Genomic DNA, 24,979 nt, shown 5'->3' with positions numbered 1-24,979 from the left:
CTGAATGCTGAGTGCTGACTGCTGAGTGCTTGTGTCCATGCTGAGCGACGAAACCCGCGCGCATCTCGAGCACGGCATCCGCCTGTTCAACGCCGGGCGCTACTTTGACGCGCACGAGGCGCTGGAAGACGCCTGGCGCAGCTGTTCGGGCGACGAGAAGCTGCTGCTGCAGGGCGTGACGCAGGCGGCGGTGGCGCTGCATCATCACTCCACGGGCAATTTGACGGGTGCGCAGTCGGTGCTGGCCCGCGCGCTGGCGAACATGTCCGGGTTTCCTGAGGGCAGCGCGGGGCTGCGATTGGCGCCGCTGCGGGCGAGTCTCAGCGTTTGCCTTGCGGCCATTGAGCGAAGCGAACCCTTGCCGCCGAGGCCGCACATCGAGCGAACAACGGAAGCAAGCGGGACGTAGCCAGCTGCGTCTCTACGCACCCCCTGTTGATTGGGCGCGATTTGGATGGCCGCGCGGCCCGGCGGTGCTAGAATCATGCACTCCCCGCAGCCCGTTTTCCCGACATGGCCCAGCCCCAGCGCATCACCGCAGCCAACCGCAAGCACGTCGAGGTGCCGCTGCTCGACCTGCGCCGGCAGTATGCCGCCATCCGCGACGAAATCCTCGAAGCGACCGAGCGCGTGTACGACTCGCAGCACCTCATCCTGGGCGAAGAGGTCGCCGCCTTCGAGCGCGAATTTGCCGCCTACCTGGGCGTGGCGCACTGCGTGGGCTGCGGGCACGGCACCGACGCGCTCTGGCTGTCGCTGATGGCGGCCCGCGTCGAGCCCGGCGACGAGGTGGCGACCACGCCGTTCACCTTCTTCGCCACCTTCAGCGCCATTGCCCGCGCGGGCGCGCGGCCGCTGCCGGTCGACATCGATCCGGCGACGTTCAACATTGATATCGCGCAGCTCCGGCGGCGGATCGAGCAGTATCCTTCGCGCAAGCTGCGCGTGGTCATGCCGGTGCACCTCTACGGCCAGTGCGCCGACATGGATGCGCTCGCGTCGCTCGCCTCCGAACACAAGCTGCGCGTGCTGGAAGACGCGGCGCAGGCCGCCGGCGCGGCCTGGCGCGGCAAGCGCGCCGGGACGCTCAGCTCGATGGCGGCGTTCAGCTTCTATCCCACCAAAAACCTGAGTGCGTTCGGAGACGCCGGCTGCGTCACCACCGACGACGACGCGCTGGCCGCCGAGCTGCGCGTGCTGCGCAACCACGGCAGCCGCCAACGCTACCACCACGACGAGATCGGATGGAACAGCCGGCTCGACTCCATCCAGGCGGCGGTCCTGCGCGTGAAGCTGCGCCATCTGGAAGACTGGAACACGCGGCGGCGGCGCAATGCCACGCGCTACGACCAGCTGTTCACCGCGGCCGGACTGGCGGGCGCGGGCCTGGACAACTCGCCAATCGTGCTGCCGCACTCGCGCGGCGAAGCGCAGCACATCTATCACCAGTACGTGGTCCGCGCGCGGCGGCGCGACGAGTTGCGCCGCTACCTGGCCGAGCGCGGCATCGGCAGCGAGGTCTACTATCCTGTCCCGCTGCACATGCAGCCCTGCTTCGCTTACCTGGGATATCGCGCCGGCGACTTCCCCCAGTCCGAGCGCGCGGCGGCCGAGGTGCTGGCACTGCCCATCTTCCCCGAACTCACGCCTGACGAACAGCAGTACGTGGTGGAGACGGTGGCGGAGTTCTACTGAACCTCGCTTTCCCGTTTCCCGTTGCTCGTTTCCCGTTACGCCACACGCGCGGCATCGCGGGGAGCGAGGGCGCGCACGCCCCGCTCGAGGACCGCGCGGTAGCCGTCGCCGGCTCGACGCAACCGCTGTTTTTCCTGCGGGTCGCCGGTGGCGCCCTCGGCCATGCGGCACCAGCCCACGCGAAACGCGGCGTAGGCCGCGAGGAAGAATGGAAGGCGCCGCGTGGGGTCGTCGGCCGTCGCGTTGCGATAGGCGTTCACGAAGAGTTCTGCAGCACGCTGGTCCATCGCCCATTCGATGATCGCGCCGGCCAGGTCCCAGGCGATGTCGGTCGGGCCGGGATAGAAGTGGTCGTCGCCGTGGCTGGCGGCGTCGAACTTCTGCAAGCGGCCGTCCGGCAATGGCAACCACTCGTGCGGCTGCATGCGGCCGTCGGTGATGACGGCTGGCGCGGCTTCGTAATGGACGTCGAACCGGTCGCCGGCTTCGAATGCCAATTCTTCCCGCACATTCGTCTGCAGCAGCTCGGCCAGCGGCGCCGGGTCGCAGATTCTGTCGGTCGCCAATGTCTCGCGGCGAAATGCGCAGTAGCGCGCCAGCTCCCGCAGGAGCGGCCCCGATAACGGTGCGGCCGGAAGGCGCTCGCCGGCGAGGATTTCGTAAGCCGCGAAACCCTGGCCGGCGTCGGCGACGCGAGGTCCGAAGCCGGCGCGGGCCAGTTCGGCGGAGCGCGCGATCGGCGCGCTGCCGTAGGCACCGAAGCCTTCGAACTTGAACAGCATGCGGCCGTCGCGCGAGAGGAACTTCGCACGCTCGACCGCGGGCCAGCAGGCGGGCCATCGCGCCGCTTCCCAGCCGAAATGCCTTCGCCACTGCCCGCCGCAGAGGCTGACGGCCGCCTCCGCGGGAACCTGGGGACCGCCCTCGACGGCGAGGCACTGGAAGCGCGGCCAGCGTTCGGCGGCCTGCGGCGCGCACATCATCTCCGGACGCGCCGCATGGCTGGCGAGCAGCGTGATCTGGCGCGCCGGCACGCCGTCGCGCTCGAGTGCCTCGGCAACAGACAGGAACGACGACCCGCTCAGGCCCGGGCCTTCGTCCACCACCAGAAAACGCGCCCTGCGCGCGACCATTGTGCCGATCCAGGTGCGCTGCTCTTCGGAGAACCGCGTGTGGCGGTCGAAGGGATGTCCGGCCGGACGCACGGTAATGCGCTCGGCGGGCAGGCTGCGACGCCGCGCCGCGGCCACAACCACGGCGCTGAGCGTCGTGCCTATGCTGCGAATGCCGATGACCGCGACGGGCGCCTCGGCAAGCAACGCCCGCTCGGCCAACTCCGCGTAGTGGCGCGGGTGCAGCGCGTAGTAAGCGAAACCCTCGGGCGCCGACACACTGAGCGTGGCGGGAACGGGGAAATTGCCGAATTGCCGGATTGCCGAATTGCGGAATTGAAGTCCGCGTGGATCCAGCAGTTGGTCGGCCAGGGAATCGGTGAGCTGCGCTATTGCCAGAGCCGCTCGTGACTCGGCATCGCCGAGCGCGCATTCCAGCTCGCCGGCGCGCACGAGCGCGTCAAGGATCGCTGCTTCATCCGGGGGAGCAGGCGCCAGGTCCAGACGAGCGACGGCGGCCTGGAGTCCGGACAGCAGTTCGCAGCCGGCGACCCTGCGCCGGCCATCGCGATACACCAGCATCGAGGGTAGGGTTCAGGCGGCGCTGCGGGTGCGAGAAGCGCGCGGCGAGCGGGAGACGTCGCCATCCTTGTCGATGAAGTACAGGTAGCGGTTGTCCCGCTCCACGGCGTTGGGCACCAGCACTTCGCTTGCGCCCTTGCCTGACTTGGACTTGCGGGCGACGTTGCCGCTGCCGTCGATAAAGTAAAGATACGACTTGTAGTCCCGCTCCAGGCCCAGTCGCTTTACCTTCTCCGCCATCGTGGGGCTCCTCAGCCCACTTGGATTCCCGCCCGCCGCCTGCCGATGCCTGCAAAAATTACCAAGGTACCCAAATCAGCTACGCTCGGAAACCATGAAACGACGCCCATTCGAGTAAGCTAAGAAGTGGAACTAAATCGCGCCGCTGCATCGATTAAGCCCCTGCTCGCATCGAACAACGTTGCCTTCGGCGGGGTAACCAAAGTACCGGCAGGGTTTTGCTCGTGCGCAAAGCGTGGGTCTGTCGTTTTGCGTAACTTCGTGGGTCGAAACTTACAAAGGCGGCCACTGTGAAGCAAGAAAACTTTGCCCGGTCAGCTGGGTGACGGCGGCGGCAACACAAACCGGGATCCTGGCACGCTCTTCCCCGCTGTTTGAGGGACTCACCGACGTCCAGGTGCGCCGCATCATGGAGTACGGAGAGATCCGGCGCGTAACTCGCGGAGAAGTTCTGCTCACGCACGGAGACCCGGTGACGCGCCTCTTCGTGCTGTTGAGCGGAATGGCGAAGTTGTCGCTCGTGACCGAGGCTGGCGCGGAAATCCTGTTGCGCTGGTTCACATCCGGCGAAGTGGCGGGGCTTCGCACCTTAGTTCCGCAAACGGCCGCGGTGGGGACGTTGGCAATGACCCGACCCGGCCAGGTGATCGTTTGGGAGCGGTCCAACGTATTGCGAATGAAGGCCGAGTTTCCCAGGTTGGTCGAAAATTCACTTCAGGTCGCCATTGGGTTCCTTGCCGATTTGACCCTGGGCCGGACGCTGATGCTCACGCGCAGCGCCGAGGACCGCATCCGGTATTCCCTCCTGGACCTTGCCCATCGCATCGGGATGCACAAACCGCAAGGTGTGGAGATTGACATCCGCAACCACGAACTGGCGGCGATCACCGGGGTATCGCAATACACCGCCAGCCGGATACTCAGCCGATGGCAGCGCCAAGGCTTGCTCAGCAAGGTGCGCGGCAAGATCGTGCTCTCCGAGCGGGGCCTTCGGGAGGAATTGTGAGCCGGGGGTTGCGATGTCTGGTGCCTGCTTTGCCCGCGGGCAACGACAAGGGCCACCAAAGTGGAACAGACTTCCGCCGATTAGCGATTCCAGCTCCCGCTTCGAGGTGACCCGTGGTGGTTGCAAAGCGCGGCGGCGCCCAGCGCCTAGGGCTCGCTTATCGCTCGCCCGAACTTCACGAGTTCAGGACGGCATCGGAGGTCCCGCGGCACATCCGGCACGAACTCGCGCAGGAGATCCTGCGCCGCATTCCTGGCAATGGCGACCTGCAACTGGGATTGCGCCGAAGGCTCACACCCGCTGAGGCGACACTGCTGATTCATTGGGCGATGCTGTACCGCTCGCTGCACCCACGCGAACTCACCCTCAAGCTCGAATTCGACACTGCAACGAATCAGCTCACGGCGCTGCTGTGGCCGCCCCTGGTCGACGCGATGCAGGGCGCGCCGATGCAGGCCCTTGAAAGGGCCAAGCGCGCCGGCAAAGACCACGGCAAGTCCGCCGGAAGGTAACGCCGTGCGCCTCTTCACCTGCCCGACCAGGTCCGGCGGAAATGGCGCGCTGAGGATTTGAGGCCAACCCGGCTCGAATGAACATCAGCGACTACAGCGATCCGGCGCTCATGGTCTTGGCGGTGCTCGGTGTGTTGTTCCTTGCCGCGTTGTTCCTGCCGCCCCGATTCTGGAGAAAAAACTAGCAACGGAATTGCTCCGTTGCCTGGAAGTAAATCGAAGTGTCCGGTCATGACCTGCTGCCGCGCTTGCCGGCGGCGCGGGGCAGCGGACGTGCTGGCTTCGCGGTCTCGCCGGGAGCCAGCACGCGGCGCACGATCGGACCGTTGAGCTTGTACTTGCGCGCCACCGGCTGATTGTCAACGCCCTGCACATTCAGGGTGAAGGTGGGCAGCGTGCCTTCCTTGTCGAAATTCTCGCTGCCGGTGCGCACCGGAAGCATGCCGAAGAGGTTGCGCTCGCGGTAGGCGGTCTCATAGCGATGCTTGCGCAGGTTCCAGGTGAAGACCCGCACCTGGTTGTAGTCGAATGGCTGTCCATCGCGCGGCTCGGTAAGCAGCACCAGGTACTGCGGCACTTTGTGGCCGGCGCTGGCGGTGTCCTGCGGCTTGGCAGCTGCCGAGACGGCGCTGCTCACGCCTCCCCCGGGCTCCGGCCGGTCCCAAGCGCGCTGCGCCTCTTCCTTCTTCGGGTCGTAATCGGGGTCGTCCACGGTATTGAGGACAAACGCCGCCACGATGCGCTGGCCTTCCGCGTATTGCGCGATGTCGAGCGGGACATCGAGGTCCACCATGCGCGCCAGCACCCATCCGGCGCGGCGCTCGGAGTCGCGAATGAGCCACCAGTCCTCCAGGTTCGGCGGCGGCGGGACAGGCGGCGCATTCTTCTTTCCCGGCGACGTGGCCGGCGTTACCGGCGCGCCGGGCCTTCCCGGACGCTCGCCCGTCGCGCGCCGGATGAGCTCCACGCGCTCACCCTCCTTGAGCTGATACAGGTGGTCGCTCTCGCGCTCGGGCGTAACGTGCATGTTCAGCGTGGAGCGGGTCACGCCGTGGCCCTGGACGGGCGCCGTGGCGGCTTCGCGCGCCAGCTTCTGGAAACCCTCATAAACCTGCTGCGACTCCAGGTAGCGCTGCTCCACCCAGCCTTCCTGTCCCGACTCGGTGCGCACGCGGACGAAGCGCTTGGCGCGCTCCAGCACCTCTACGCGCTCGCCGTTCTTCAGCATGCCGACGCGGTTGTAAACCGCCGCCACGCGATCGCGCAGCGTGACCTGCGGCGCCGATACCCAGGCATACTCCTTCTGCGTCTCCAGGCCGCGGCGGCAGCCGACCACGAGCACGATCGCCAGCAGACAGACCGCGACCGAGCCGAAGCCAGCCTTTCTTGAATGAACGGAAGTCACGGCGCGCTCTCAACGTCACTATAACCCGAGTTGCCGGTTCCCGGTTCTCAGGCGAGGGCTGCTGGCTGTGTGAGCGACACTCGGGCCATCGCTGGGCGTGAGCGGACGTGAAACGTGAAACGGGAAACGTGAAGCCTGGGTTTAGTCTCCGAAAGAAACGCCAATCGCCCTGGCGACCTGCACCAGTTCGCCGTTGGGATCAACTTTCTTCAGCTGGCCCACGGCTTCCGCCACGTCGACTGATCCGATCGAGGCGCCGCGCAGGCAGACCATCTGCCCGAATTTGCGCTGCGCGATCAGGTCCACGGCGGCCACGCCGAAGCGCGTGCTCAGGATGCGGTCGAAGGGCGAGGGGGAGCCGCCGCGCTGAATGTGTCCCAGCACGGTGACGCGGACCTCGCGCCGGCAGCACCGGCCGACGGCGTCGCCGACCAGGCTGGCCATGCTCAGGCGCGGCTTGGAGCGTCGCTCATTCTCGGGCGCGTCGCTGTCGAGGTCCGGCGGCCGGCGGATGCCCTCGGCCACCACGATGATGGTGAAGTGCTTGCCGCTGCGCTGCCGCATCTCCACGAACTCGCAGACCTTTTTGATGGTGAACGGAATCTCGGGAATCAAAATCACGTGTGCGCCGCCGGCGATGCCCGCCTCGATGCCGATCCAGCCGGCATCGCGGCCCATGACCTCCACCATCATGATGCGATGGTGCGATTCCGCCGTCGTGTGGATCTTGTCCACCGCGTCGGTGGCGGTGTGCAGCGCCGTGTCGAAACCGAAGGTGACGTCGGTGGCGCTGAGATCGTTGTCGATCGTCTTGGGCACGCCGACGATGTTGAGCCCGCGGCGAAACAGGTCGAGCCCGATGGCTTGCGTGCCGTCGCCACCGATCACGATGATGGCGTCCAGCCCAAGGGCGCGCGCGTTGCGGATCACGTCGTCGGAATAATCGCGCACCACCTCGCGGCCATCTTCCTTGACCATGTACTTGAAGGGATTGCCGCGATTGGTGGTGCCGAGGATGGTGCCGCCGCGCGGCAGGATGCCGCTCACGTCTTTCAGTTCGAGCGCCTGCGCTTTTTCCTCGGGCCAGATGAGGCCATCGAATCCGTCGCGGATGCCGATCACGCGCCAGCCGTACTTCAGAATGGCGCACTTCACCGCCGCGCGGATGACCGCGTTCAGTCCAGGGCAGTCGCCGCCGCCGGTGGTGATGCCGATGGTGCGGATCTTGTCAGCTTCGGCTGCCATCTCCGGCAGCTATTGTCACTGAACCGTGACCGGCGTGGAAGCGGTAATTGTGCCCACGGTGACGCTCACGACCGCCGTGCCGGCGGCCACTCCGGTCACCAGTCCCGATGCGTTCACCGTGGCGATGGCTGGCGCGCTGCTCGACCAGGCGCCGGTGCTGGTTACGTCGCGCGTGCTGTTGTCCGAGAGCGTGGCCACGGCGCTCATCTGCTGCGTGGAGCCCACGCGCACCACCGGATTCGCCGGCGTGAGCGTGACGGTGAGAATCGTGGCGTTGCTCACCGTGAGGGTGGTCTGACCGTTGACCTTGCTGTTGCTGGTGGCGTTGGCCGGGACCGACGCGGCAATCGTGGTGGAGCCCAGGGCGACGCCCGTGGCCAGTCCGGAATTCGAGATGGTCGCAATGCTCGTGTTCGACGAACTCCACGTCGCGCTGCTGGTCACGTCCTTGGTGTTTCCGTTGGCCAGCGTGGCGGTGGCGGTGAACTGCTGGGTGGCCCCCGGCTTCAGCAGGCCATTGGCGGGCGTGACCGCAATCGCGGTCACGGTGTCATTGGAGACGAAGAAATCGCCGCAGGCCGCCAGCAGAAGCAAGGCCGCGATCGTCAGGACGACGGTGAGGCGGGGGGAGCGCATCGGGTTCGTCACGTGAGAAGAACGAAATGATTTTAGCAGCTTGCGTGACGCCGCTTCCCTCTGCCCGCTCTCCCCACAGCTGGCGAAGCCAGCGGCAGTTTAGCGGCCCACAGCGTAAGCTGTGGGTCCGCGGATCCAACCCGGAAAGCTCCAGGCGAGCACTGCCGCGGTCCTCTCTGCGCGGGCCGATTTGCCGCGCACACAGCTGGCGAAGCCAGCGGCAGTTTAGTGGCCCACAGCGTAGGCTGTGGGTCCGCGGATCCAACGCGGAAAGCTCGCGAAGCGAGCGACACGTAATCGCCTCGCTCCGTGCCGCTCGCCTCGCGGGCCGGAGTGACCCCTACTTGGCAGAGAAGTGAGAAGCGGAAAGCGCTTTGCCGGGGAGCGGGAAGCCGGCCTAGGCGCTCCTGATTTTGTCGTCAATCGGCTTGCGCCCGGCGAAGCCTTCGCTCACGCCGTGCCAGTGCTCAATGGCCGATTCGCCCAGCTTCCAGCAGAGCAGGATGATCTCGCCGTCTACCCGGCAGGGGAAGTCGAGCAGGCCGACGTCGAGGTCTTTCACCTGCACGCCGGTGGCACTGATTTCGTCGAGCGTGTCCTTCAGCCGGTGCGCCGCCTTTTCGCCCTCGGCCTTGCGCCGCGTGACGGCGGGCAAGTCAACCCGGACGCCGCCCAGCAGGAAGATGCGGCCGGAGAGCTGCTGCATCTCGGCCTGCACTTCTTCCATGCGCTTCTTGCTGGCGATGGCCGATTTGAGCAGCGACTCCAGCACCGGCAGCAGCGCCTGCGCTTCCGGCAGCGTAAATGTGCGTTCGTCAGACACAACGAGCTCTTAGCAATTGGCTCTTAGCATTTGGCCCAGGCACGGCCTCGCGCGGCCAAATGCCAGGCGCCAAATGCTAAGTGCCGGCTCATTGAATTTCCAGCATCCGGTCCAGCGCCACGCGCGCCCAGCGCTTCACGTTGGCCGGCACCGTGATGCGGTTCACCACATTGCCGTCGGCCAGGTTCTCCAGCGCCCAGCACAAGTGCTGCGGCGAGATGCGGAACATGGTCGTGCACAGGCAGCCGGAGTCGTCGAGCGTGATCACCTTCTTGCCGTCGCGCGCGTGCTCCTTCGCCAGGCGATTCACCAGGTGGATTTCGGTGCCGACGGCGAAGCTCGTTCCGGCGGGCGCTTCGGCGATCATCTTACTCAGCTTGTCGGTGGAGCCGATGCCGTCGGCCTTCTCGCAGACCTCCCAGCGGCACTCCGGATGCACGATCACGCGGATGCCGGGATAGCGCTGGCGCACCGCGTCCACGTGCTCGGGCAGGAAGCGCTGGTGGACCGAGCAGTGTCCCTTCCACAGAATGACGTTGGCGGCGCGCAGCCGGTCGGGCGAAACGCCGCCTCCGATCATGAACGGGTCCCACACCACCATGTCTGTAAGCGGAATGCCCATGCGGTAGGCGGTGTTGCGGCCCAGGTGCTGGTCGGGGAGAAACAGAACTTTTGGGGTCTTGGCAAACGCCCAGCGCATGGCGCCAGGCGCGTTCGACGAAGTGCACACCACGCCGCCGCGCTCGCCGCAAAACGCCTTGATCGCCGCCGAAGAATTCATGTAGGTGATGGGCGTAATGCCCTCGCCCGCGTCGTTGGTCACGCCGGCCGCGACGAGCTGCTCCCAGCAGTCTTCCACCTGCGTGATCTCGGCCATGTCGGCCATGGAACAGCCGGCGTTCAGGTCGGGAAGCACAACCTGCTGCCCGGGACGCGCGAGCACGTCGGCCGATTCGGCCATGAAGTGCACGCCGCAGAAAATGATGTAGCGCCCGCCGGCCTGCGAAGCCACCTTCGACAGACGGTAGGAGTCGCCGCGGAAATCGGCGAACTTGATGACTTCGTCGCGCTGATAGTGGTGGCCAAGAATGACCGCGTCGGAGCCCAGGCGCTCGCGCGCCGTGTGAATGCGGGCGTCCATGGATTCGTCGGGCAGGACAAGGTAGTTGTCCAGCCGGCAAGCAGAAGCTACTGTTGCAGGGGTCGCCAATTTATTTGCCGCCTTCAGTCCCGGCGCGGCTCGCGGCCGCCCGGAAACGGGGATGTTGAAAGCATCCGCCGGCTCAGTGGCTACGCCGCCCTTGCGGGCCCTAGCCACGGGGTTGTTGTAGCCGACAGCGTTATCTCAACCAATTAGATGTCCCGCGGCCCGCCCGAGACTCGAAATTCCGGGCCCGCCCAGACCGCTCCAATCGGCTGAAGGAACACTATATTCTCGCAAATCCAGAGAAGAAGATGCAAGAAGCGCAAGGCCTTTGAACGCAGAGGACGCTGGCTACGCAGAGGGACGCCGAAAGAAGACATTCACAAGCCCGCAGATTCGAATCGGCAGATTTGTTGAAATGGTTTTCCTTTGCGTCCTCCGCGTCCTCTGCGTTGGAGTCTTCGGGTGTTAGAACCGCAGCGCCAGCCCGCCCGTCACCAGCACATTGTGCTGGCGTCCGCTGGCGGGCAGGCCGAAATCGGGCACGCCGGAGTTGTAGTCGCGCACCTCGCCGCGCAGGCTTACGAACGGCAGGATTTTCATGTCAACGCCGCCCCCGTACTGCGCCACCGTGGTCGTGTCCGACTTACCGGACTGATGGAAGCGCCCCAAACCGACGCCGACGGTGAGGTACGGTGAGAGGGGAAACTCAGGCGCGAGCTTCAGTTTGAGTCCCGGCGCAAAGAAGAAAGACGAGCACTCGCGCGTGAGCGCCGCCGGGACGTTCGCAATCGTGGCGGCGTTGCTGAATCCCCAGGCGAGCGGGACCTCACCGTAAATCGAGGCCAACGGCATGTGTGCCAGGCGCCCGGCGTAACTGCCTTCGATGGCGGCGCTGGCGTCAACGTTGAAGTTCTGGTTGGAGGCGAAGAGCCCGCCGCCGGTGAGCGCGATTTCGTGACCCTGCGCGTGGCGGCGACGGAAAGTGAGACTATGCAAACTGTGACAAAAACCTGGGCAGGTTTGAGCATGGTTCAGTGTTGGATGCCGCTTAACCACGATGCGCCTGCCTGAATATTCACCTAGAGAGCACAGAAAATGATGTGCGCCTGGGGATCGCAGCAGGCATTACTCCGGAAGGTCGAGCGTGGTCTGACTCATGCTTCCCTTGGTCTTCACGATTACTACGTTTCTCCTTGGGGTGGCGCCTGCCAAAGCAACGGCGAGCGCCACCCGCTCGCTGATCCTGATGTCGTCGTCCCGGATGCTGTCGATGATTTCGTTTGCAGCCTCCAGCGAAATCCGGCTGGCTAGCACGATAAATAATCTCCACACAGCCGTCGAAGGCCAGAATGCTTTCATTGCCTTATTAGGATCGTCGGGATTCTTGTCCTTGTCATACAGCGCCAGGGCGCACTTGGTCCCGTCTTGGATCGCCTCCTGAGCAGCATCCCTGTTGCCCAGCGTGAGATACAGATCAGCTACCGAGATCAGAAAAGTCGCACGGAGGTACTGGCTTTCGACATGCCCGGCAAGTCTTCTGAGTTCGCCAACCGCGGACGAAGCTGCGGAAGGATCTGACTTCAAGGCTACGCCGGCAATGCCTTGCAAGGCCGCTGCCCTTGCCCAATATCCGGTTATCACCTCCGGCAGGGAATCGGCTCGCGCCAATGCTTGCATTGGATTCGACCTGCTTGCCTCGATAATTCGCGCAACCTCCGCGCGGTACTGGGATCGAACCTGGGCGTCTGTATTGAAAGGTGTGACCAGCCCGTCACTCCCTTGGTGGCTGGCCTTCAACAGCAGTCCAACGTTCAGGCTGCTGTGTTCTCCAGGGCCGAGCGGCGTGTCGCGGATTGTGGGATCGAGCGACTGTAAGCCATTCGCATACTTCTCGATCACAGGCCGGAGTTGCGCGGTATCGCGGAGCAAGCTGTCCGCGTGCTGTGGATCGAGTTTGCGCAGGACAGGCAATACCTCAAAGAGGCAGTATTCATAATAGGAATTGAACGAAGCACTGCCCTCGGCTGTTGCCGCCGTGACTTGTACGCCTTCTTCCCCGTCGGCCTTCTTGGCCTTGGCCAGGATCTCCTCGATCGCTTCGAGTACCATGGCCTTGGGCAGCCAGTTCCAGAAGCGCGCCAGCATACGGGAGAACGTCTCACCGGTGACGTGCATGCTCGTGGCCGCCGGCTCTCCTTTGTAGTGATTGAAGGCTTGGCCGAATACGAATACCCGGTCGGCGTTCCGTTCCGCCGGGATCGCCATCATGAGCTCGGTCGCCCTCTGGTAAGGAAAGTCGCCTGGCTCGCCCGCTAGGCGATTAAGAATGTCGAGCGCACGATCAAATTGGTGATGTCGCGCTGCCTGCCCCATCAGAAGCCCGAGCGCCGCACGCCGCGGTCGCTCTTCAGCCTGCTGGGTGAGCTCATCAGCCGCCGCTTGGTTTAGGGGAATAAGGGCTTGTAGTATGAGATCTTGCAGGTAATCCTTCGCGGTTGGGTCATCTTGAATTGACGTCGCCGCGAGGAACGCCTCTCGCAGAAGCGAGACAGCATGATCGCGCTCAGAGAGCACCTCTGCTGCGGCGATCTGCGCCAAGGCAAGAGAGCGCATCGCGGGAGGCAAGGCGCGCGCTTGGGTTTCGGACTTTGCCAGCAGGTCCTTCGATAATTCAGTGCTGGGAGCCCGCGTGCTCTCCGGTGGTCGCTTGTGCCCACCGCCCGCCTGACTCGGGACTTGCGTCGGCGCGGCTCGCATAGGAATAAAGAAGGAGCCGAGCCCCGCCAGAAAAATCAGCGATGCTCGTCGGAATCGGCAATGTTTGCGAACACTCACACGAATGGCGGAAACTATCGCGGATTCGAACTCACCGCTACGTGCCTGACTTCTATGGCTGCATGCAGTTCCTCGGCGGGTCGCAACAGCATCCGCACGACATCCAGACGCAGATTGCGCACGCCCATTCCTGACCGCATTCCAAGCAGCAATCCGAACCCGATTCGATACCTTTCGAGGCAGATCGTGCCCAATAAGCCGGCGGGCAGCACTGCGGCGATCAGCTCTTGCCCCCTGTGCAGGGGTGAGTGCCGGCACTAGGGTCGCTCCCGGCTCCCCGACAGAAATGAGCCGGATTTGAGTCTTTCCGACGCCACTTGTAAAGACAGGATTATCCACCGTTGTGTCGAAATGGTCGAGAGGTTGAATTGACTCATTTCCGCTCTCGTCCTGCGAAAGACGATACACCGTTAGAGAAGCGGCCTTTTTCGACACGTCTGTGATCAATGGCACCAGAGCAAAGGCATACCCCGTCTGGAGGTCACCGAATTTTGCCATTCCGCCCTCATCAATCAGGAACTTACCAGCTTTGCCAGATGGGAGCGTAAACTCAAATAGCAATACTCTTTGCGAGACTGGAGTCGAGGAAAGCTTCTTCCCATTATTTTGCAGTCTTGTGTACTTTCCATTTTGAGCAGTAGCCGAAATACTAGCGAGTGCTAGTAACAAAATCCTGCCACCCTCGGAATCCTCTAGGGGTCGGCATCAGGAACCTCCTAAGAACTACTAGTAGGCGAGGTAGTAGCACTCAGATGCAAGCTTGTCAACAGTAATCACCATATTCCGAATCCAGGCCTTCTCGATTCGCGAATCTCTCGTAATGCGGTGCTTGCTGTAGCGACAGCTACTGTTTATGCCGAAGCTCACATGCCGTCGTAATTCGGCCCGCCGCCGCCCTCCGGCGGCACCCAGGTGATGATCTCGTACGGGTCCATGATGTCGCACGTCTTGCAGTGCACGCAGTTCGAGGGATTCAAGTGGATCTGCTTCGCCGCGGGCGCGTCCGATGCTTTGACCATCTCGTAGACGTTGGCAGGACAGAAGTACTGGCAGGGATTGCCGTACTCGGTGGCGCAGCGCGTGTTGCAGATGTTGGTGTCGTGGATCACCAGGTGCGCGGGCTGGTCTTCTTCGTGCTTGGTGCCGGAGTAGTAAAGGTCGGTGAGCTTGTCGAAGGTCAGCTTGCCGTCGCCCTTGGCCCAGCCGTCGTTCTCAGGATCGGCCGCCGAACCAACATCAGCCAGCTTCTTCATTCGCCTGTGCCCGGCGGTGGCGGGATAGCGCGCGCGCAGGCCGCGTCCGCCGGTGAACTGCTGGATGCCGGCGTGAAGCATGCCGCGCCAGAAGCCGTGCTCGAATCCCTGGTGGAAGTTGCGCACCTTCCACAGCTCATCCTTGATCCAGCTCGATTCAACCTTCTTCTGATACGTCGCGAGCTGCCCGGCGGAAAAATTCTGCGCCAGCATCGCCTCAAACGCCGTTTCAGCCGCGAGCATGCCGCTCTTGATGGCCAGGTGAATGCCCTTCAGCCGCTGCGAATTCACCAGTCCGGCCGAGTCGCCCAGGATCAGCCATCCGTCGCCGGCCAGCGGCGGCACCGCGTACCAGCCGCCGTAGGGCATGGACTTGGCCCCGTAGCGCACCATCTTGCCGCCCTCGAGCAGCTTCGCCACGAACGGATGCGTCTTGAAATTCTGCAAAACGTGCTGCGGATCAACCCGCGGGTCGGGATAAGCGAGGCCGATGACAAAGCCGAGCGACACGATGTTGTCTTTCGCGCCATAAATCCACGCGCCGCCGTATTCCTTCGTGGTCAGCGGCCAGCCCAAGGTGTACATGATTTCCCCGGCGGCGATGCGCCCCGACGGGACCTCCCACAACTCTTTTACGCCGACGCCGTAGGTCTGCGGATTGCGATCGCGGTCGAGCTGGAATGCGCTAACGAGTTGCTTGCTTAACGACCCCCGCGTGCCTTCCGCCAGGATCGTGATCTTCGCCTTCAGGTCGTAGCCGGGCTCGAAGTTGGCTTTCCTCTCGCCGTGCTTGTCCACGCCCTTGTCGTCGGTGCGCACGCCCTCCACGCGCTGGCCTTCGATGAGCAGCTCGCTTCCCGCAAAGCCGGTGAACAGCGTGATCCCCGCCTGCTCGACCTTTTCGCCCAGCCACTTGGTGAACCGGCTCAGCGAGATCACGTAGTTGCCGTGGTCGCGCAGCGGCGGCGGCGCGATGGGAAACTTGAACTTCGATTTCTCCGTCAGGAAGTAAACAGCTTCCTTCGTGACCTCGGCGTCGAGCGGCGCTTCTTTCTCGAAGCCCGGCAGCAGTTCGCGCATCGACCGCGGATCGAGCAGCGCGCCCGACAGGCAGTGCTGTCCAATCTCGCGCGCCTTCTCCAGCACGTAAATGTTCTCTTTGCTGAGCTGCGCGCCGGGATGCGCGGCGTTGTGCGCGTCAATGAGCTGCGCCAGCCGCAACGCGCACGCCAGCCCCGCCGGCCCGCCGCCGACGATGACCACGTCGGCCTCCATCTGCGGGCGCTCGATTCCGGCCAGAGGTTTGCGGAAAACGATCATTCAGGTTTCTCATGCTTTGGGAACGTAGCCGTAGGGCGATACGTTTCGATCCCCAACTCGCGACCCTTTCCCCAGACCGGCAAGTCCTTGTAGGAATGTCCCAAAGCAATCGCCTCCGACACAAGGGCATCGAAACCCCGAAACCTTGAAACCTCGAAACGTTATCCTTTCGCTTTCTTCACTTCTTCCGTCAGCGGCGGCACGATGTCGAACAGGTTCCCCACCACGGCGTAGTCGGCGATCTCGAAAATCGGCGCGTCGGCATCTTTATTGATGGCGATAATCGTGCGCGCGCCCTTCATCCCGACAATGTGCTGAATCGCGCCGGAAATTCCCAAAGCCAGGTAGAGCTTGGGCGCGACCGTCTGGCCGGAAGACCCGATCTGGCGGTCCATGGGTAGCCACCCCGAGTCGCAGATGGGACGCGACGCGGCAATCTCGCCGCCCAGCGCCTGCGCCAGTTGCTCGGCCATGGCGATGTTCTTCTGCTCTTTGATTCCGCGTCCGACCGCGACAATGATCTCGGCCTGCGTCAGGTCCACCGCCTGCTTGGCTTCTTTGAAGACTGCTTCCGGCTTGGTGCGGATCACATTTTCAGGAACTTCCACGTTCACCGTTTCGACGGGCGCGGCGTTCGCGCCCGCTTCGGCCTTGTCGCCGCGGAAGGCGCCGGCCTGGAAGGTGGCGAACCATGGCGGCTCGCCGGTGAAGCTGACGTCGGCGGCAAACTTGCCCTGAAACATCTGGCGGACGAAGAGCAGGCGGTCGCCATCCTTCTTATAGCCGGTCGCGTCGCTGATCAGCGTGCTCCCGAGCGCCGTGGCGAGCTGGGGCGCGAAGTCGCGCACCTGGTAGGTGTGCGGCATGAGCACCAGCCTCGGCTTGCGCTCGCCGATGAACTGCTTCAGCGCGTGCGTGAACCCGTCGGGCGTGTACGGCGCCAGGCGCGGCGATTCGATGTCGTACACTTTCGCCACTTTCTTCGCCGCCACTTCGCCGGCGACGGCGCCCACGCCGCTGCCCGCCACGGCGGCTTCCAGCGTCCAGCCGGTGTCGGCGGCGATGGCCTGCGCGCCGGCAATCGTCTCGTAGGAGACGCGGTTCAGTCTTCCCTCACGCTGCTCGACAACCACCAGGATGTTGTCTGCCATGCTCTGCCTTTCGTGACTGGACTTACTGTTGGTCCCGCGTCATCGCGTCGCCGCGTTGAATTGCGCCGAGCGCAACTAGTCCGAGGCCAATCAGTCCCAGGACTCCTGCGGCCACCAGGACGCCTACGCCTCCCAACCGGACGTCCTGCGGCACAAAGATGGCCGCCAGCACGGCGAACGCAACCAGCAGCCAGCCGGCCACGGTGTTGCGCTGGCCCCTTAGTTCGCGGCGTTGCCTGCCTTCGACAAGGTGAATTCGCTCCGGTTCCTGCTGCGGTGTTCTGTTTGCCAGGCCCATACTGCCCCCACTGCGGTTCGTCACCCTTTACAGCACGCGCGCTTCGTTGCGCAGCTTCTCCACTATTTTCTTCGCCACCTCGGCGGGCGCGCCGTCGAGCACTTCGGTCTTTTTCGTCTTCTGCGGCACGTAGAGCTTTTCGATCTGCTGCCTGTTCGGTCCGATCGCGGACTGCACTTCCGCCAGCGTCACCTTGCGCAATGGCTTGTTCTTCGCCTGCTTGATGCCGATCAGCGTGGCGTAGCGCAGCTTGTTGATGCCCGATTGGATGGTGAGCACGGCCGGCAGTGGCATCTGCACGTACTGGAAGTAGCCGGCTTCCAGCTCGCGCTTCACGCGAATGCCGGCGTCGTTCTTCTCGATGTGCATGATGATCGTCGCGTGCGGCCAGCCCAGCAGCTCGGCCAGGATCACGCCGGTCTGCGCGTAGCCGTAATCGTCCGATTGCAGGCCGGTGAAGATCAGGTCGAAGCCTTCGTCTTTGATCGCGGCCGCGAGGGCGCGCGCCGCGTTGCCGGCGTCGAGGCCGGCGAAAACCACGTCCTCCAGATGAATGGCGCGGTCGGCGCCCTTGGCCAGCGCCTCGCGCAGCACCTGCTGCGCGCGCGCCGGGCCGGCGGTGATCACCACCACTTCGCCGCCGTGCTTCTCCTTCTGGCGCAGCGCCTCTTCGAGCGCGTAGGCGTCGGGCTCATTCACTTCATAGGACACGTTTTCGCGATCCCACGCGCCCGACTCGAGCTTCAGGGGAGCGTCTTTCTGCGGGACCTGCTTCATGCACACCAGGATCTTCAATCGTGAACCTCGCAAGCGAAGCTGACAGGCGGGGGCCCGGAGTCACAAACCAACCCGGCAGTATAAATGACCCGCAACCTTGATCGGTGGGATGCGCCGGTGCTCGTCGAAGAGGCCGCGCGACAGCGCCGCCAGGCACGCAAAAGAAGGCCCAGCGCGGAGGGGACCCGTTTGAAGGCCGCGCTGGGCATCAGGCGCCGCGAGCGTGGGTGGGTGGCGCACGCCGCAGTGGGTTCAAAATCGGTATTACTGCTTGGGGTTGTCCTCCGTCGCCGGCTTGCTCTCCGGCTTCTTGTCGGACTTTTTGTGTTGGCGCGAGTGGTTCATGCGGGAAGAAGACCCCTGCACTGAAGTCTGGCTGTCAGCGCCGGAGGAGACGCTCGCTCCCGGTCCGTTCGCCTTCACGTCGGTGCTGGTGGAAGTTGCGCTGGCGGCATTCACATCAGCCGCGCCGCTGCCCACCGAGACGCCCGCGCCGGTGCTTGATTCGGCGCCCACTTCAGCGCCGCCCGGCTTCTTGTCTTCCGGCTTTGCCGGCTGATCGGCGGACTTGGCAGTCTCTGACGTGCTCTGCGTGGCGGTCTGAGCGGCGCCCTGGATTGTGCTCTGTGCCGTGCTCTGCGCCATGGTGTCGGCGCCGTTCTTGCTCTTCTTGCCGTGGCGCGACGTCTTCTTTGCCTCGGCGGAAGTTTCCGACGTGGCGCCGGCGGTCGCATCGTGCGCGCCGCGCGTTGCCCGCGTGCTGGTTTCGGTGGCGGTGGTAACCTCAGCGCCTGCGGCCCCCACGGTCGAATTCACTGTGCCGCCCAGCGTGCTGCCCAGACCGCTGGTGCCGCGCTGCGCGGTGCCCTGCGCTGCCGCGCCAACCGTGCCGCCCACGCCCAACTGCGCCGCCGCGGAAAGTGTGGCGGCGAGGGCAAACGCCGCTGTTGCGATGCCCAGTACTGCTCTCCTCATAGGTTCGTCTCCTTGATTACGAACCCCGGCGGACCGCGAGAATCCGCCAGGGCTTGTCTGCCAAAGCTTGTGGCGACGGCGCCAGGGGGCTAGTTGCCGACCGCCGCAAGCAGGCTTAAGGAGAGCAGCTTGGGTTCCAGAAGACGGCCGGTGTAAGTTGCTGCGGGCCAGCAGGATAGGCGCACCGATTACGCTTTGATTACTGGAAGAAACTACTCACGCCGGGAAAAGCCTGCCAAGCCCCCTAGTAGCGCTTGCGGAAGGCGTTGCGCATGGCGGCAACGCGCGGATCTTCCTTCGGTTTCTCCGGTTCCGGCTCGGGCACTTCGATGTGCGTGGGGACCGGCGTTGCGTCAAAGAACACCACCGACTGCACGCCGGAAACTTCAAAGCGCTTGCGGCAGCGCACGTTCTTGCACACCACCACGTCGTCACGGCGCAACATGTAGTTGCGGGCTTTGGCAAACCTGGCGCGGTCGCGCTCGTCGGCCTGCGGCGGCAGCTGCGGCTTCTTGTTACGCACCAGCCAGGCGAGCTCGTAGTCGTCTTCCAGGCGGCAGTGCGGACACGCCAGCCGCGCCGGCTTCTTCTGCTCGCGTTCCACGTAGAGGTCTTTTTCCTCGAGCGCCATGCGCTTCGATTATTGCATAATCGCGCTCGGCGGATGCCGGCATGGCGCGACGCAAAAAACAAAAACCATTTCGCGCAGCAGACGCGGTGAAGGCCGCCGCGCGCGAACATATCGGCTCGCCCCGGCCCACGCGCGTGGCGCGGTCGCGGCGGCGTCCGAAGGAAGAAAAGCACAAGCCGACACTGGGAAAACTACTGGAGCAGGAGTAACCGGGCGGTTTCTTCCTCCCGCCCGCGCTGGACGGCAAATCCTTCCGATTGCGAGCAGGAATTTCCCCGCTCCCGCGCGCTCACATTTTGCACAGGCGCGCATCTCCTTCAATGTGCTGCGGTTCTGGCGCCGCAGACGTGGCTGGTTTCATGCATTGAGACGAGTGCTTCGGCCTCCTCCAGGGAAAGATCAAGGGCGCACGTCTGCCTGCTATGCGAGTACCCAGCCCGTCGATCCGGGTACAACTGACTCTTGTGCTGGTCGCGGTGGCGGCATCCGCCTGCGCGCTGGTCGGCATGGTGGACTATCGGCTGTCGCGGGCCGCGGCCAACGAGCACACCCGGCAAATGTTGTCGCTTGCAGCAGAGGGCCGCAGGCAGTTGCTTTTCGATCGTCTCACGCGCGAGCGCGACCAGGTGCGTCACACGCTGGAAAGCGCCGAGAGCAACTGCGGCGCCAGCGGCGCGCTGAACACGCAATGCGTGCGCGAGTCCCTGGCCGAATACGTGCGCAACAGCGACGCAATTTGCGCGCTGCTGGTCACGCCGGGGCGGCTGCGCATCGGCGCGGGAGGCTGCGCCCGCTGGCTGGCCACGCTCGCCGATTCGGACGCCGGCCTGCAATTCGTGCCGAGCGCCAGCCAGCACCGCGTGGGCTATGTGCTGCGCACCCGCGACGCGGAGGGCCGGACCCGCCTGCTCGCGGGTTTTTACCGCGCCGACCTCCAGCAGATCTTTTCCACTTACGGGCTGGGCCGCAGCGGGCACGTGGACTTCGTGAGCCCCACCGGACAGGTGTTTGCTCCGCACAGCACCCGGCCGAACGCCTCGTGCCATGTCGCGCCGGTCAGCGACGGACATCTGCGCACCGTGCTCGACCTCCCCGAGATCGGCGGCTGCCTGATCGCCGAGATCGAGCAGGCGGAAGCGCTGGCCGGCACCGCGCAACTGCGCCGCGTCTCCATGGGCCTGGCGGCGCTGTGGGGTTTGGCGGCGCTGGCGCTGGCTTACGTGGTCGCCGGCCTGTTCTCCACGCCCATCGCGCAGCTTCGGCGGCGCGCTCTGGCTTTGCAGGCGGGCGATTTCGATTCGCCCGTGCCGCGCGGCGGCCCCATGGAGATCCGCGAGTTCGGCCAGGTGTTCGCCGACATGGCCAGTTCGCTGAAGCGATCGCGCGCGCAACTGCGCGATCGGGAGCGCGCCGACGCCAGCTCGAAACTGGCGGCGTCGCTGGCGCACGAGATCAACAATCCGCTCGCCGCCGTCACCTATGCCCTGGCGCTGCTGGCGCGCTCGCCCGGGCTCGACCCGCGCTCACAAACGCTGCTCGACGTGGCGCGCGAGGAAGCGGCCCGCATGACCCGCATATCGCGCCAGCTCCTCGGGCTGTATCCGACCGGCGCGCTCGCACAGGTCGACGTCTCTCGTCTCGTGGCCGGCGCCCTGGAGGAGCACGGGCCCGCGATGCGCCAGGCCGGCCTGCGCGTGCAGCGCAAGCTCATGCCCGGCTGCGAGATCGCCTGCTTCGAGCAGGAGCTGCATCACGCGCTGCTCAACCTGCTGCGCAATGCCACCGGCGCCGCCCGGCACGGCGACTGCATCTGGGTGCACGTTTACCGGTCGCGCGACTGGCGCGATCCGCGGCGCAAGGGAGTGCGCATTGTTCTGCGCGACACCGGGCCGGGCATCGCGCGCGACCGCCTGAACCGCCTGCTCGCGCCGTTCTCGCCGCTGCGCACCGAGCGCGGCAGCGGACTGGGAATCTGGGTGGTGCGCGCCGCGGTGGAAAAACACGGCGGACGCATCCGCGTGCGCAGCGCGACAAAAGGCGCGCACGGCGGCACGTGCGTTTCCATTTTTCTGCCGGAAAATCCGCGGGAACAGGCGGTGGCGTAAGCCATGCGCTGCCGGCTACCGGCTACGAACAGCTAGCAGCCGGCAGCGTTCTTCTGGCGGCTGCCAACTGGCAACTTACTTCATCGCTTCCTGCCACTCGGCCTGGCCGCGCTCCATCAGCGCCGGCAAGTCCTCTCTGAGCAGGAAGCGCTGCTGGATGAGCTTCTCGATCGCGGCCCGATACTTCCGCTGGTAATCGTCATAACTCGGATAGCGCTCCGCCAGCGACAAGCGCGGATCGTGGTTGGCTGCGCGCTCGGCGGCAGTCCTGGCGAACGGAATATACGATCCCAGAAAACTGGTGCGCTGCTCGGGCGCGCTGATCTGGGGCGAGCGGAGGTTCCAGCCTGTGTACGTCGCCAACGGGACGGCCAGCTCCGGTGGTGTGACGCCGCCCAGGTCGTTGCCGTCGGCGTTGGTCTGCGGCACGAGCGTGCCGAACGTCGCCAGGACCTTCGGCGGCTCCTGCGTGATGATTCCCTCGGTGAAGTGCGGGCCAAAATCGAGCTGGAACCCGAGGTTCGTGCTGCGCGGAACGTTGATGCCGGGAATCTTCGGGAACTTCAGCTTGTCCAGCGTGACCAGCGTACCGTCCGCGACGCGCGGGACCGTGGTCGGCGGCGGCTCCACGCCGCGCGCGACCCACGCGTCGAGGTTCGTGAGCATGGCGCGCCAGAAGAAGCGCACCGGGTTGGCGTTGTTGCGCTGCTGGCCTTCGGTGCGCTGCGGCGGAAACGGATCGCTGGCGTGCTGCAGCCCGGCGAACATGTAGATGCGCACCCGCGGGTCGGGCGCGAGATCGCCCTTGGCGTCGTAGCTGGTGTGGATGAGCGACGCTGCCCGGCTCCAGTACTCATACGACGTGTTGCTGAGAAAAATCTTCGGCGCCGTGTTCGACCCAGCGGCGCGGTCCAGCAGTCCGGTACAACCCTTGCACGGCCCCGTGGTGGCGAACGGCGGGATGTCCACGGGAAAGAAAAATGCGCTCATCGGCTGGCCGTCGCGGGAAGGTTGCGCGAAGCGGTGGTTGAAGCTGCCGCGTCCCGCGCCGGCCACGTGCGAGATCATGCCGTCGAACACCTGGCGGCCGTCTTCGTCGGCGTTGAAATCGTCGAAGAGAAATTGCCGCAGGAAGCGGCCACTCTGCGAAATCCCAACCGTGTAGGCGCGCGCGACGGGCGCGACCGCCTGCTTGTCGTTCTTCACATAGCTGGCGAAGTCGCGCACCGCGGCCAGGCCCAGTCCGGCGACCACCGGGTCCTCGGCGTAATAAACGAGTTCGTAAATCTTTCCCGGCTGGAAGCCGCCGTCGAGGTGGATCGAGCGGCGATCGGGCGTGAGCTTGCCTTCAGCCATGCGCGCGAACTTCCAGCGTGAGCGCTCGATCGGCTGGCGCGCGGCGAGTGGCGCGTCGCGCACGGTGAGCACGTCGTAGGGACTGTCCGCATCGGCGGCCGCATATCCCTGGCCGCCGACAATGTTGCGCACCAGGTGCGCGAGCGGCGCCTCGTCGCGCGCCTCGTTCAGCGTGAAGTCGGTGCGCACCGGCCCGCGCAAATGCGCTCCCATCGGCCCGCGCGCCACCGGCGCATACAAACGCACCAGGCTGGGATCGTCACGAACGTCCCACTGCCAGCCGAGCCACGCGACCGTGTAACCGTTGCGCAGGAGAAACCCGTCGCCGAACTGCTCTTCGGTGGTCGGGTCAGGCCCGGGGCGTCCGCCGTTCATGATGGCGAGAATCCCCTTGCCGCCGCGATTGGAAATCTCCAGCAGCAGCGCGCCGTTGCCGCGTGACGATTCTTTCGGACGCAGGATGTAAACGTCGGAGGAGAACTCCACTTCGCCGGCGGCGTTGCGGTCGGCGCGCGGCAGGTCGATGATCTGCCGGTTGTGCGCGTTCTCCGGCTTCACGCTGAAGTAGACGCGGCCGACGAGTTTTTCGTAAGCGCCGGCGTTGCCCCACGGCTTGCCGCCGAGCACATCTTCGCGGCGGGTAATCTCGACGCGCTGCACGCGCGCCAGCCCCTCGCCGGCGAACAGGCACACGATCGCGAGCAGCGCGGCGGAGTGCCACGCAGCCGCTGCCAAGCGCTGGTTCATGCGGTTCAGTGGCGGCGCCGCGTCTCGCGCAGCGCGAGGCCGAACGTGCGTCCGCCAAAGCTCGCGCCCTGGATCACGCTGCCGGTCACGCCCACGCGCGCGCCCCTGGACGGAGTGCCGTAGTTCTCGCTGATGACCCAGATCTTGCCGCTGCCGTCCTCCAGTTCGTAGGCCCCGGTGCCGAGCGCGCCGTACGACTGCGTCACCGTGCCGGAGACCGACACTTCCTTGTTGTAGTAGCGGCCCGGATCGGCCGCCAGGTCGCCGATACGCACGCTCGGCGGACACGCGGCGAGCACGAGCGTGGCGGCCACCACCAGCGCCAGGGCTGTCGTCTTGCGCGCAAGAGCGGTGTTCTTCATGCGGCGCCTCCGCCGGAAATCATATCGTGCTCTGGGGGTCCGCGGCGATCAGGCGCCCACAAAAGAGGCAAACTCGCGCGCCACGCGCGCGGCGAGGCCCTCGAGAGACTCCGCGCGCTTTGGCGGACGCAGATCGTGCCCTGCGCCGGCGACTTCAACCATCGCTGTGCGCGCCGCAATGAGTTTGATCGCCGCCTCCAGCTCCGCCGTGGTGGCGAAGTTGTCGCGCTCGCCGTGCACGAACATGGCGGGCGTTCGTAGTTGCGGGAAGTGCGCGGTGCGCAACTGCGCCGCGCGTCCCGGCGGATGCAGCGGGTACGTAAACAACAGCAGCCCTCCGGCAAGTGCGGGTTCGTCGGCGGCCAGCATCGTCGTCTGGCGCCCGCCGTAGGAGTGCCCGCCGGCGAAGATGCGCTCCGCGCCGGCTGCGCGCAGCGACGCGAGCGCGTTGCCGATGCCGTCGCGATCGCGCTCCGCGTCTCCCACACGCGGCGGTCCCGTGGGCCGCGCCTGGCGATACGGCAGCTGGTAGCGCAGCGCCGTGAAGCCGGCGGCGGCCAGCGCATCGGCCATCGCCACCAGCACCGGCGCGTTCATATTGCCGCCGGCGCCGTGCGTGAGCGCGATCGCCGCGCCATTCGCCGATGCCGGCGCGTGCAGCACGCCGCGCACCGCAGGCGAGCGCCCGTCATCGGAAAAAGCGGAAGTGGTGGAGACCGCCACGCTCTGGTTTTACACGCGCGGCGGGCGGCGCGCCAGTCCGGCG

24 protein-coding genes are annotated in these 24,979 nt (G+C 65.2%); 6 read left to right on the top strand and 18 right to left on the bottom strand.

All coding sequences use genetic code 11. The features are described 5' to 3' along the window. The first annotated feature begins 37 nt into the window (after nt 1-37). Both VFA60_03435 and VFA60_03430 read left to right on the top strand, forming a co-directional pair. On the top strand, nt 38-409 hold the full coding sequence (locus VFA60_03435; protein HZQ90824.1) for a DUF309 domain-containing protein: 372 nt from the start codon (nt 38-40) through the stop codon (nt 407-409). Between the two features lie 104 nt (nt 410-513). Beyond that, nucleotides 514-1,695, top strand: coding sequence for a DegT/DnrJ/EryC1/StrS family aminotransferase (locus VFA60_03430; protein HZQ90823.1), 1,182 nt, complete (start codon nt 514-516; stop codon nt 1,693-1,695). 35 nt (nt 1,696-1,730) lie between these two features. On the opposite strand, the gene VFA60_03425 is transcribed toward VFA60_03430, so the two are convergent. Both VFA60_03425 and VFA60_03420 read right to left on the bottom strand, forming a co-directional pair. Further along, on the bottom strand, nt 1,731-3,389 hold the full coding sequence (locus tag VFA60_03425) for a hypothetical protein (GenBank protein HZQ90822.1): 1,659 nt from the start codon (nt 3,387-3,389) through the stop codon (nt 1,731-1,733). Nucleotides 3,390-3,401: 12 nt separating this feature from the next. Continuing rightward, on the bottom strand, nt 3,402-3,629 hold the full coding sequence (locus VFA60_03420; protein HZQ90821.1) for a hypothetical protein: 228 nt from the start codon (nt 3,627-3,629) through the stop codon (nt 3,402-3,404). Between the two features lie 322 nt (nt 3,630-3,951). Between VFA60_03420 and VFA60_03415 the strand changes: the two genes are divergently transcribed. Further along, nucleotides 3,952-4,635: a Crp/Fnr family transcriptional regulator gene (locus VFA60_03415; GenBank protein ID HZQ90820.1), complete on the top strand. Its 684-nt coding sequence runs from the start codon at nt 3,952-3,954 to the stop codon at nt 4,633-4,635. Nucleotides 4,636-4,748: 113 nt separating this feature from the next. Beyond that, complete coding sequence (locus VFA60_03410) at nt 4,749-5,147, top strand: hypothetical protein (GenBank protein ID HZQ90819.1); 399 nt, start codon at nt 4,749-4,751, stop codon at nt 5,145-5,147. A 229-nt stretch (nt 5,148-5,376) separates the two neighbouring features. Here the strand turns inward: VFA60_03410 and VFA60_03405 are convergent, their stop codons facing one another. The 13 genes from VFA60_03405 to VFA60_03345 all read right to left on the bottom strand — a co-directional run bounded on the left by VFA60_03405 (nt 5,377) and on the right by VFA60_03345 (nt 19,643). Beyond that, nucleotides 5,377-6,552: an SH3 domain-containing protein gene (locus VFA60_03405; GenBank protein ID HZQ90818.1), complete on the bottom strand. Its 1,176-nt coding sequence runs from the start codon at nt 6,550-6,552 to the stop codon at nt 5,377-5,379. Nucleotides 6,553-6,693: 141 nt separating this feature from the next. Then, nucleotides 6,694-7,797: an ATP-dependent 6-phosphofructokinase gene (locus VFA60_03400; GenBank protein ID HZQ90817.1), complete on the bottom strand. Its 1,104-nt coding sequence runs from the start codon at nt 7,795-7,797 to the stop codon at nt 6,694-6,696. Nucleotides 7,798-7,812: 15 nt separating this feature from the next. Next, nucleotides 7,813-8,433, bottom strand: coding sequence for an Ig-like domain-containing protein (locus VFA60_03395; GenBank protein HZQ90816.1), 621 nt, complete (start codon nt 8,431-8,433; stop codon nt 7,813-7,815). Between the two features lie 397 nt (nt 8,434-8,830). Beyond that, nucleotides 8,831-9,256, bottom strand: coding sequence for a DUF2203 domain-containing protein (locus VFA60_03390; GenBank protein HZQ90815.1), 426 nt, complete (start codon nt 9,254-9,256; stop codon nt 8,831-8,833). Between the two features lie 88 nt (nt 9,257-9,344). Continuing rightward, nucleotides 9,345-10,574, bottom strand: coding sequence for a quinolinate synthase NadA (gene nadA, locus VFA60_03385; protein ID HZQ90814.1), 1,230 nt, complete (start codon nt 10,572-10,574; stop codon nt 9,345-9,347). 294 nt (nt 10,575-10,868) lie between these two features. Then, nucleotides 10,869-11,399 carry a hypothetical protein gene (locus VFA60_03380; GenBank protein HZQ90813.1) on the bottom strand — a complete coding sequence of 177 codons (531 nt, stop codon included), beginning with the start codon at nt 11,397-11,399 and terminating at the stop codon, nt 10,869-10,871. Nucleotides 11,400-11,528: 129 nt separating this feature from the next. After that, nucleotides 11,529-13,160, bottom strand: coding sequence for a hypothetical protein (locus VFA60_03375; GenBank protein HZQ90812.1), 1,632 nt, complete (start codon nt 13,158-13,160; stop codon nt 11,529-11,531). Nucleotides 13,161-14,101: 941 nt separating this feature from the next. Beyond that, nucleotides 14,102-15,811: an electron transfer flavoprotein-ubiquinone oxidoreductase gene (locus VFA60_03370; GenBank protein ID HZQ90811.1), complete on the bottom strand. Its 1,710-nt coding sequence runs from the start codon at nt 15,809-15,811 to the stop codon at nt 14,102-14,104. 161 nt (nt 15,812-15,972) lie between these two features. Continuing rightward, nucleotides 15,973-16,962 carry an electron transfer flavoprotein subunit alpha/FixB family protein gene (locus VFA60_03365; GenBank protein HZQ90810.1) on the bottom strand — a complete coding sequence of 330 codons (990 nt, stop codon included), beginning with the start codon at nt 16,960-16,962 and terminating at the stop codon, nt 15,973-15,975. Nucleotides 16,963-16,984: 22 nt separating this feature from the next. After that, nucleotides 16,985-17,260 carry a hypothetical protein gene (locus VFA60_03360; GenBank protein ID HZQ90809.1) on the bottom strand — a complete coding sequence of 92 codons (276 nt, stop codon included), beginning with the start codon at nt 17,258-17,260 and terminating at the stop codon, nt 16,985-16,987. Between the two features lie 27 nt (nt 17,261-17,287). After that, nucleotides 17,288-18,055, bottom strand: coding sequence for an electron transfer flavoprotein subunit beta/FixA family protein (locus tag VFA60_03355; protein ID HZQ90808.1), 768 nt, complete (start codon nt 18,053-18,055; stop codon nt 17,288-17,290). A 246-nt stretch (nt 18,056-18,301) separates the two neighbouring features. After that, complete coding sequence (locus VFA60_03350) at nt 18,302-19,012, bottom strand: hypothetical protein (GenBank protein HZQ90807.1); 711 nt, start codon at nt 19,010-19,012, stop codon at nt 18,302-18,304. 244 nt (nt 19,013-19,256) lie between these two features. Next, nucleotides 19,257-19,643, bottom strand: coding sequence for a hypothetical protein (locus tag VFA60_03345; protein HZQ90806.1), 387 nt, complete (start codon nt 19,641-19,643; stop codon nt 19,257-19,259). Nucleotides 19,644-19,684: 41 nt separating this feature from the next. Here VFA60_03345 and VFA60_03340 point away from each other — a divergent pair, with 41 nt between their 5' ends. After that, nucleotides 19,685-19,852 carry a hypothetical protein gene (locus VFA60_03340; GenBank protein HZQ90805.1) on the top strand — a complete coding sequence of 56 codons (168 nt, stop codon included), beginning with the start codon at nt 19,685-19,687 and terminating at the stop codon, nt 19,850-19,852. Nucleotides 19,853-20,107: 255 nt separating this feature from the next. After that, nucleotides 20,108-21,748, top strand: coding sequence for a HAMP domain-containing sensor histidine kinase (locus VFA60_03335; protein HZQ90804.1), 1,641 nt, complete (start codon nt 20,108-20,110; stop codon nt 21,746-21,748). Nucleotides 21,749-21,823: 75 nt separating this feature from the next. Here VFA60_03335 and VFA60_03330 read toward each other — a convergent pair whose 3' ends face one another. From VFA60_03330 to VFA60_03320, 3 genes are read right to left on the bottom strand one after another with little or no spacing between them, the layout of a single operon-like run. Further along, on the bottom strand, nt 21,824-23,851 hold the full coding sequence (locus VFA60_03330; GenBank protein HZQ90803.1) for an alpha/beta hydrolase domain-containing protein: 2,028 nt from the start codon (nt 23,849-23,851) through the stop codon (nt 21,824-21,826). Nucleotides 23,852-23,856: 5 nt separating this feature from the next. After that, entirely contained in the window at nt 23,857-24,213 is a 357-nt protein-coding gene (locus VFA60_03325) for an OB-fold nucleic acid binding domain-containing protein (GenBank protein ID HZQ90802.1), read from the bottom strand. A gap of 48 nt (nt 24,214-24,261) precedes the next feature. Beyond that, nucleotides 24,262-24,936 (bottom strand): alpha/beta family hydrolase, encoded by a 675-nt coding sequence (locus tag VFA60_03320; GenBank protein ID HZQ90801.1) that lies wholly within the window; start codon nt 24,934-24,936, stop codon nt 24,262-24,264. Nucleotides 24,937-24,979 lie beyond the last annotated feature (43 nt).

The organism is Terriglobales bacterium (assembly GCA_035651995.1).
GTDB lineage: Bacteria > Acidobacteriota > Terriglobia > Terriglobales > Acidobacteriaceae > DASRER01.
The sequence above is the reverse complement of the archived record's forward strand: the minus strand, read 5'-3'. Positions and strand labels throughout refer to the sequence as shown.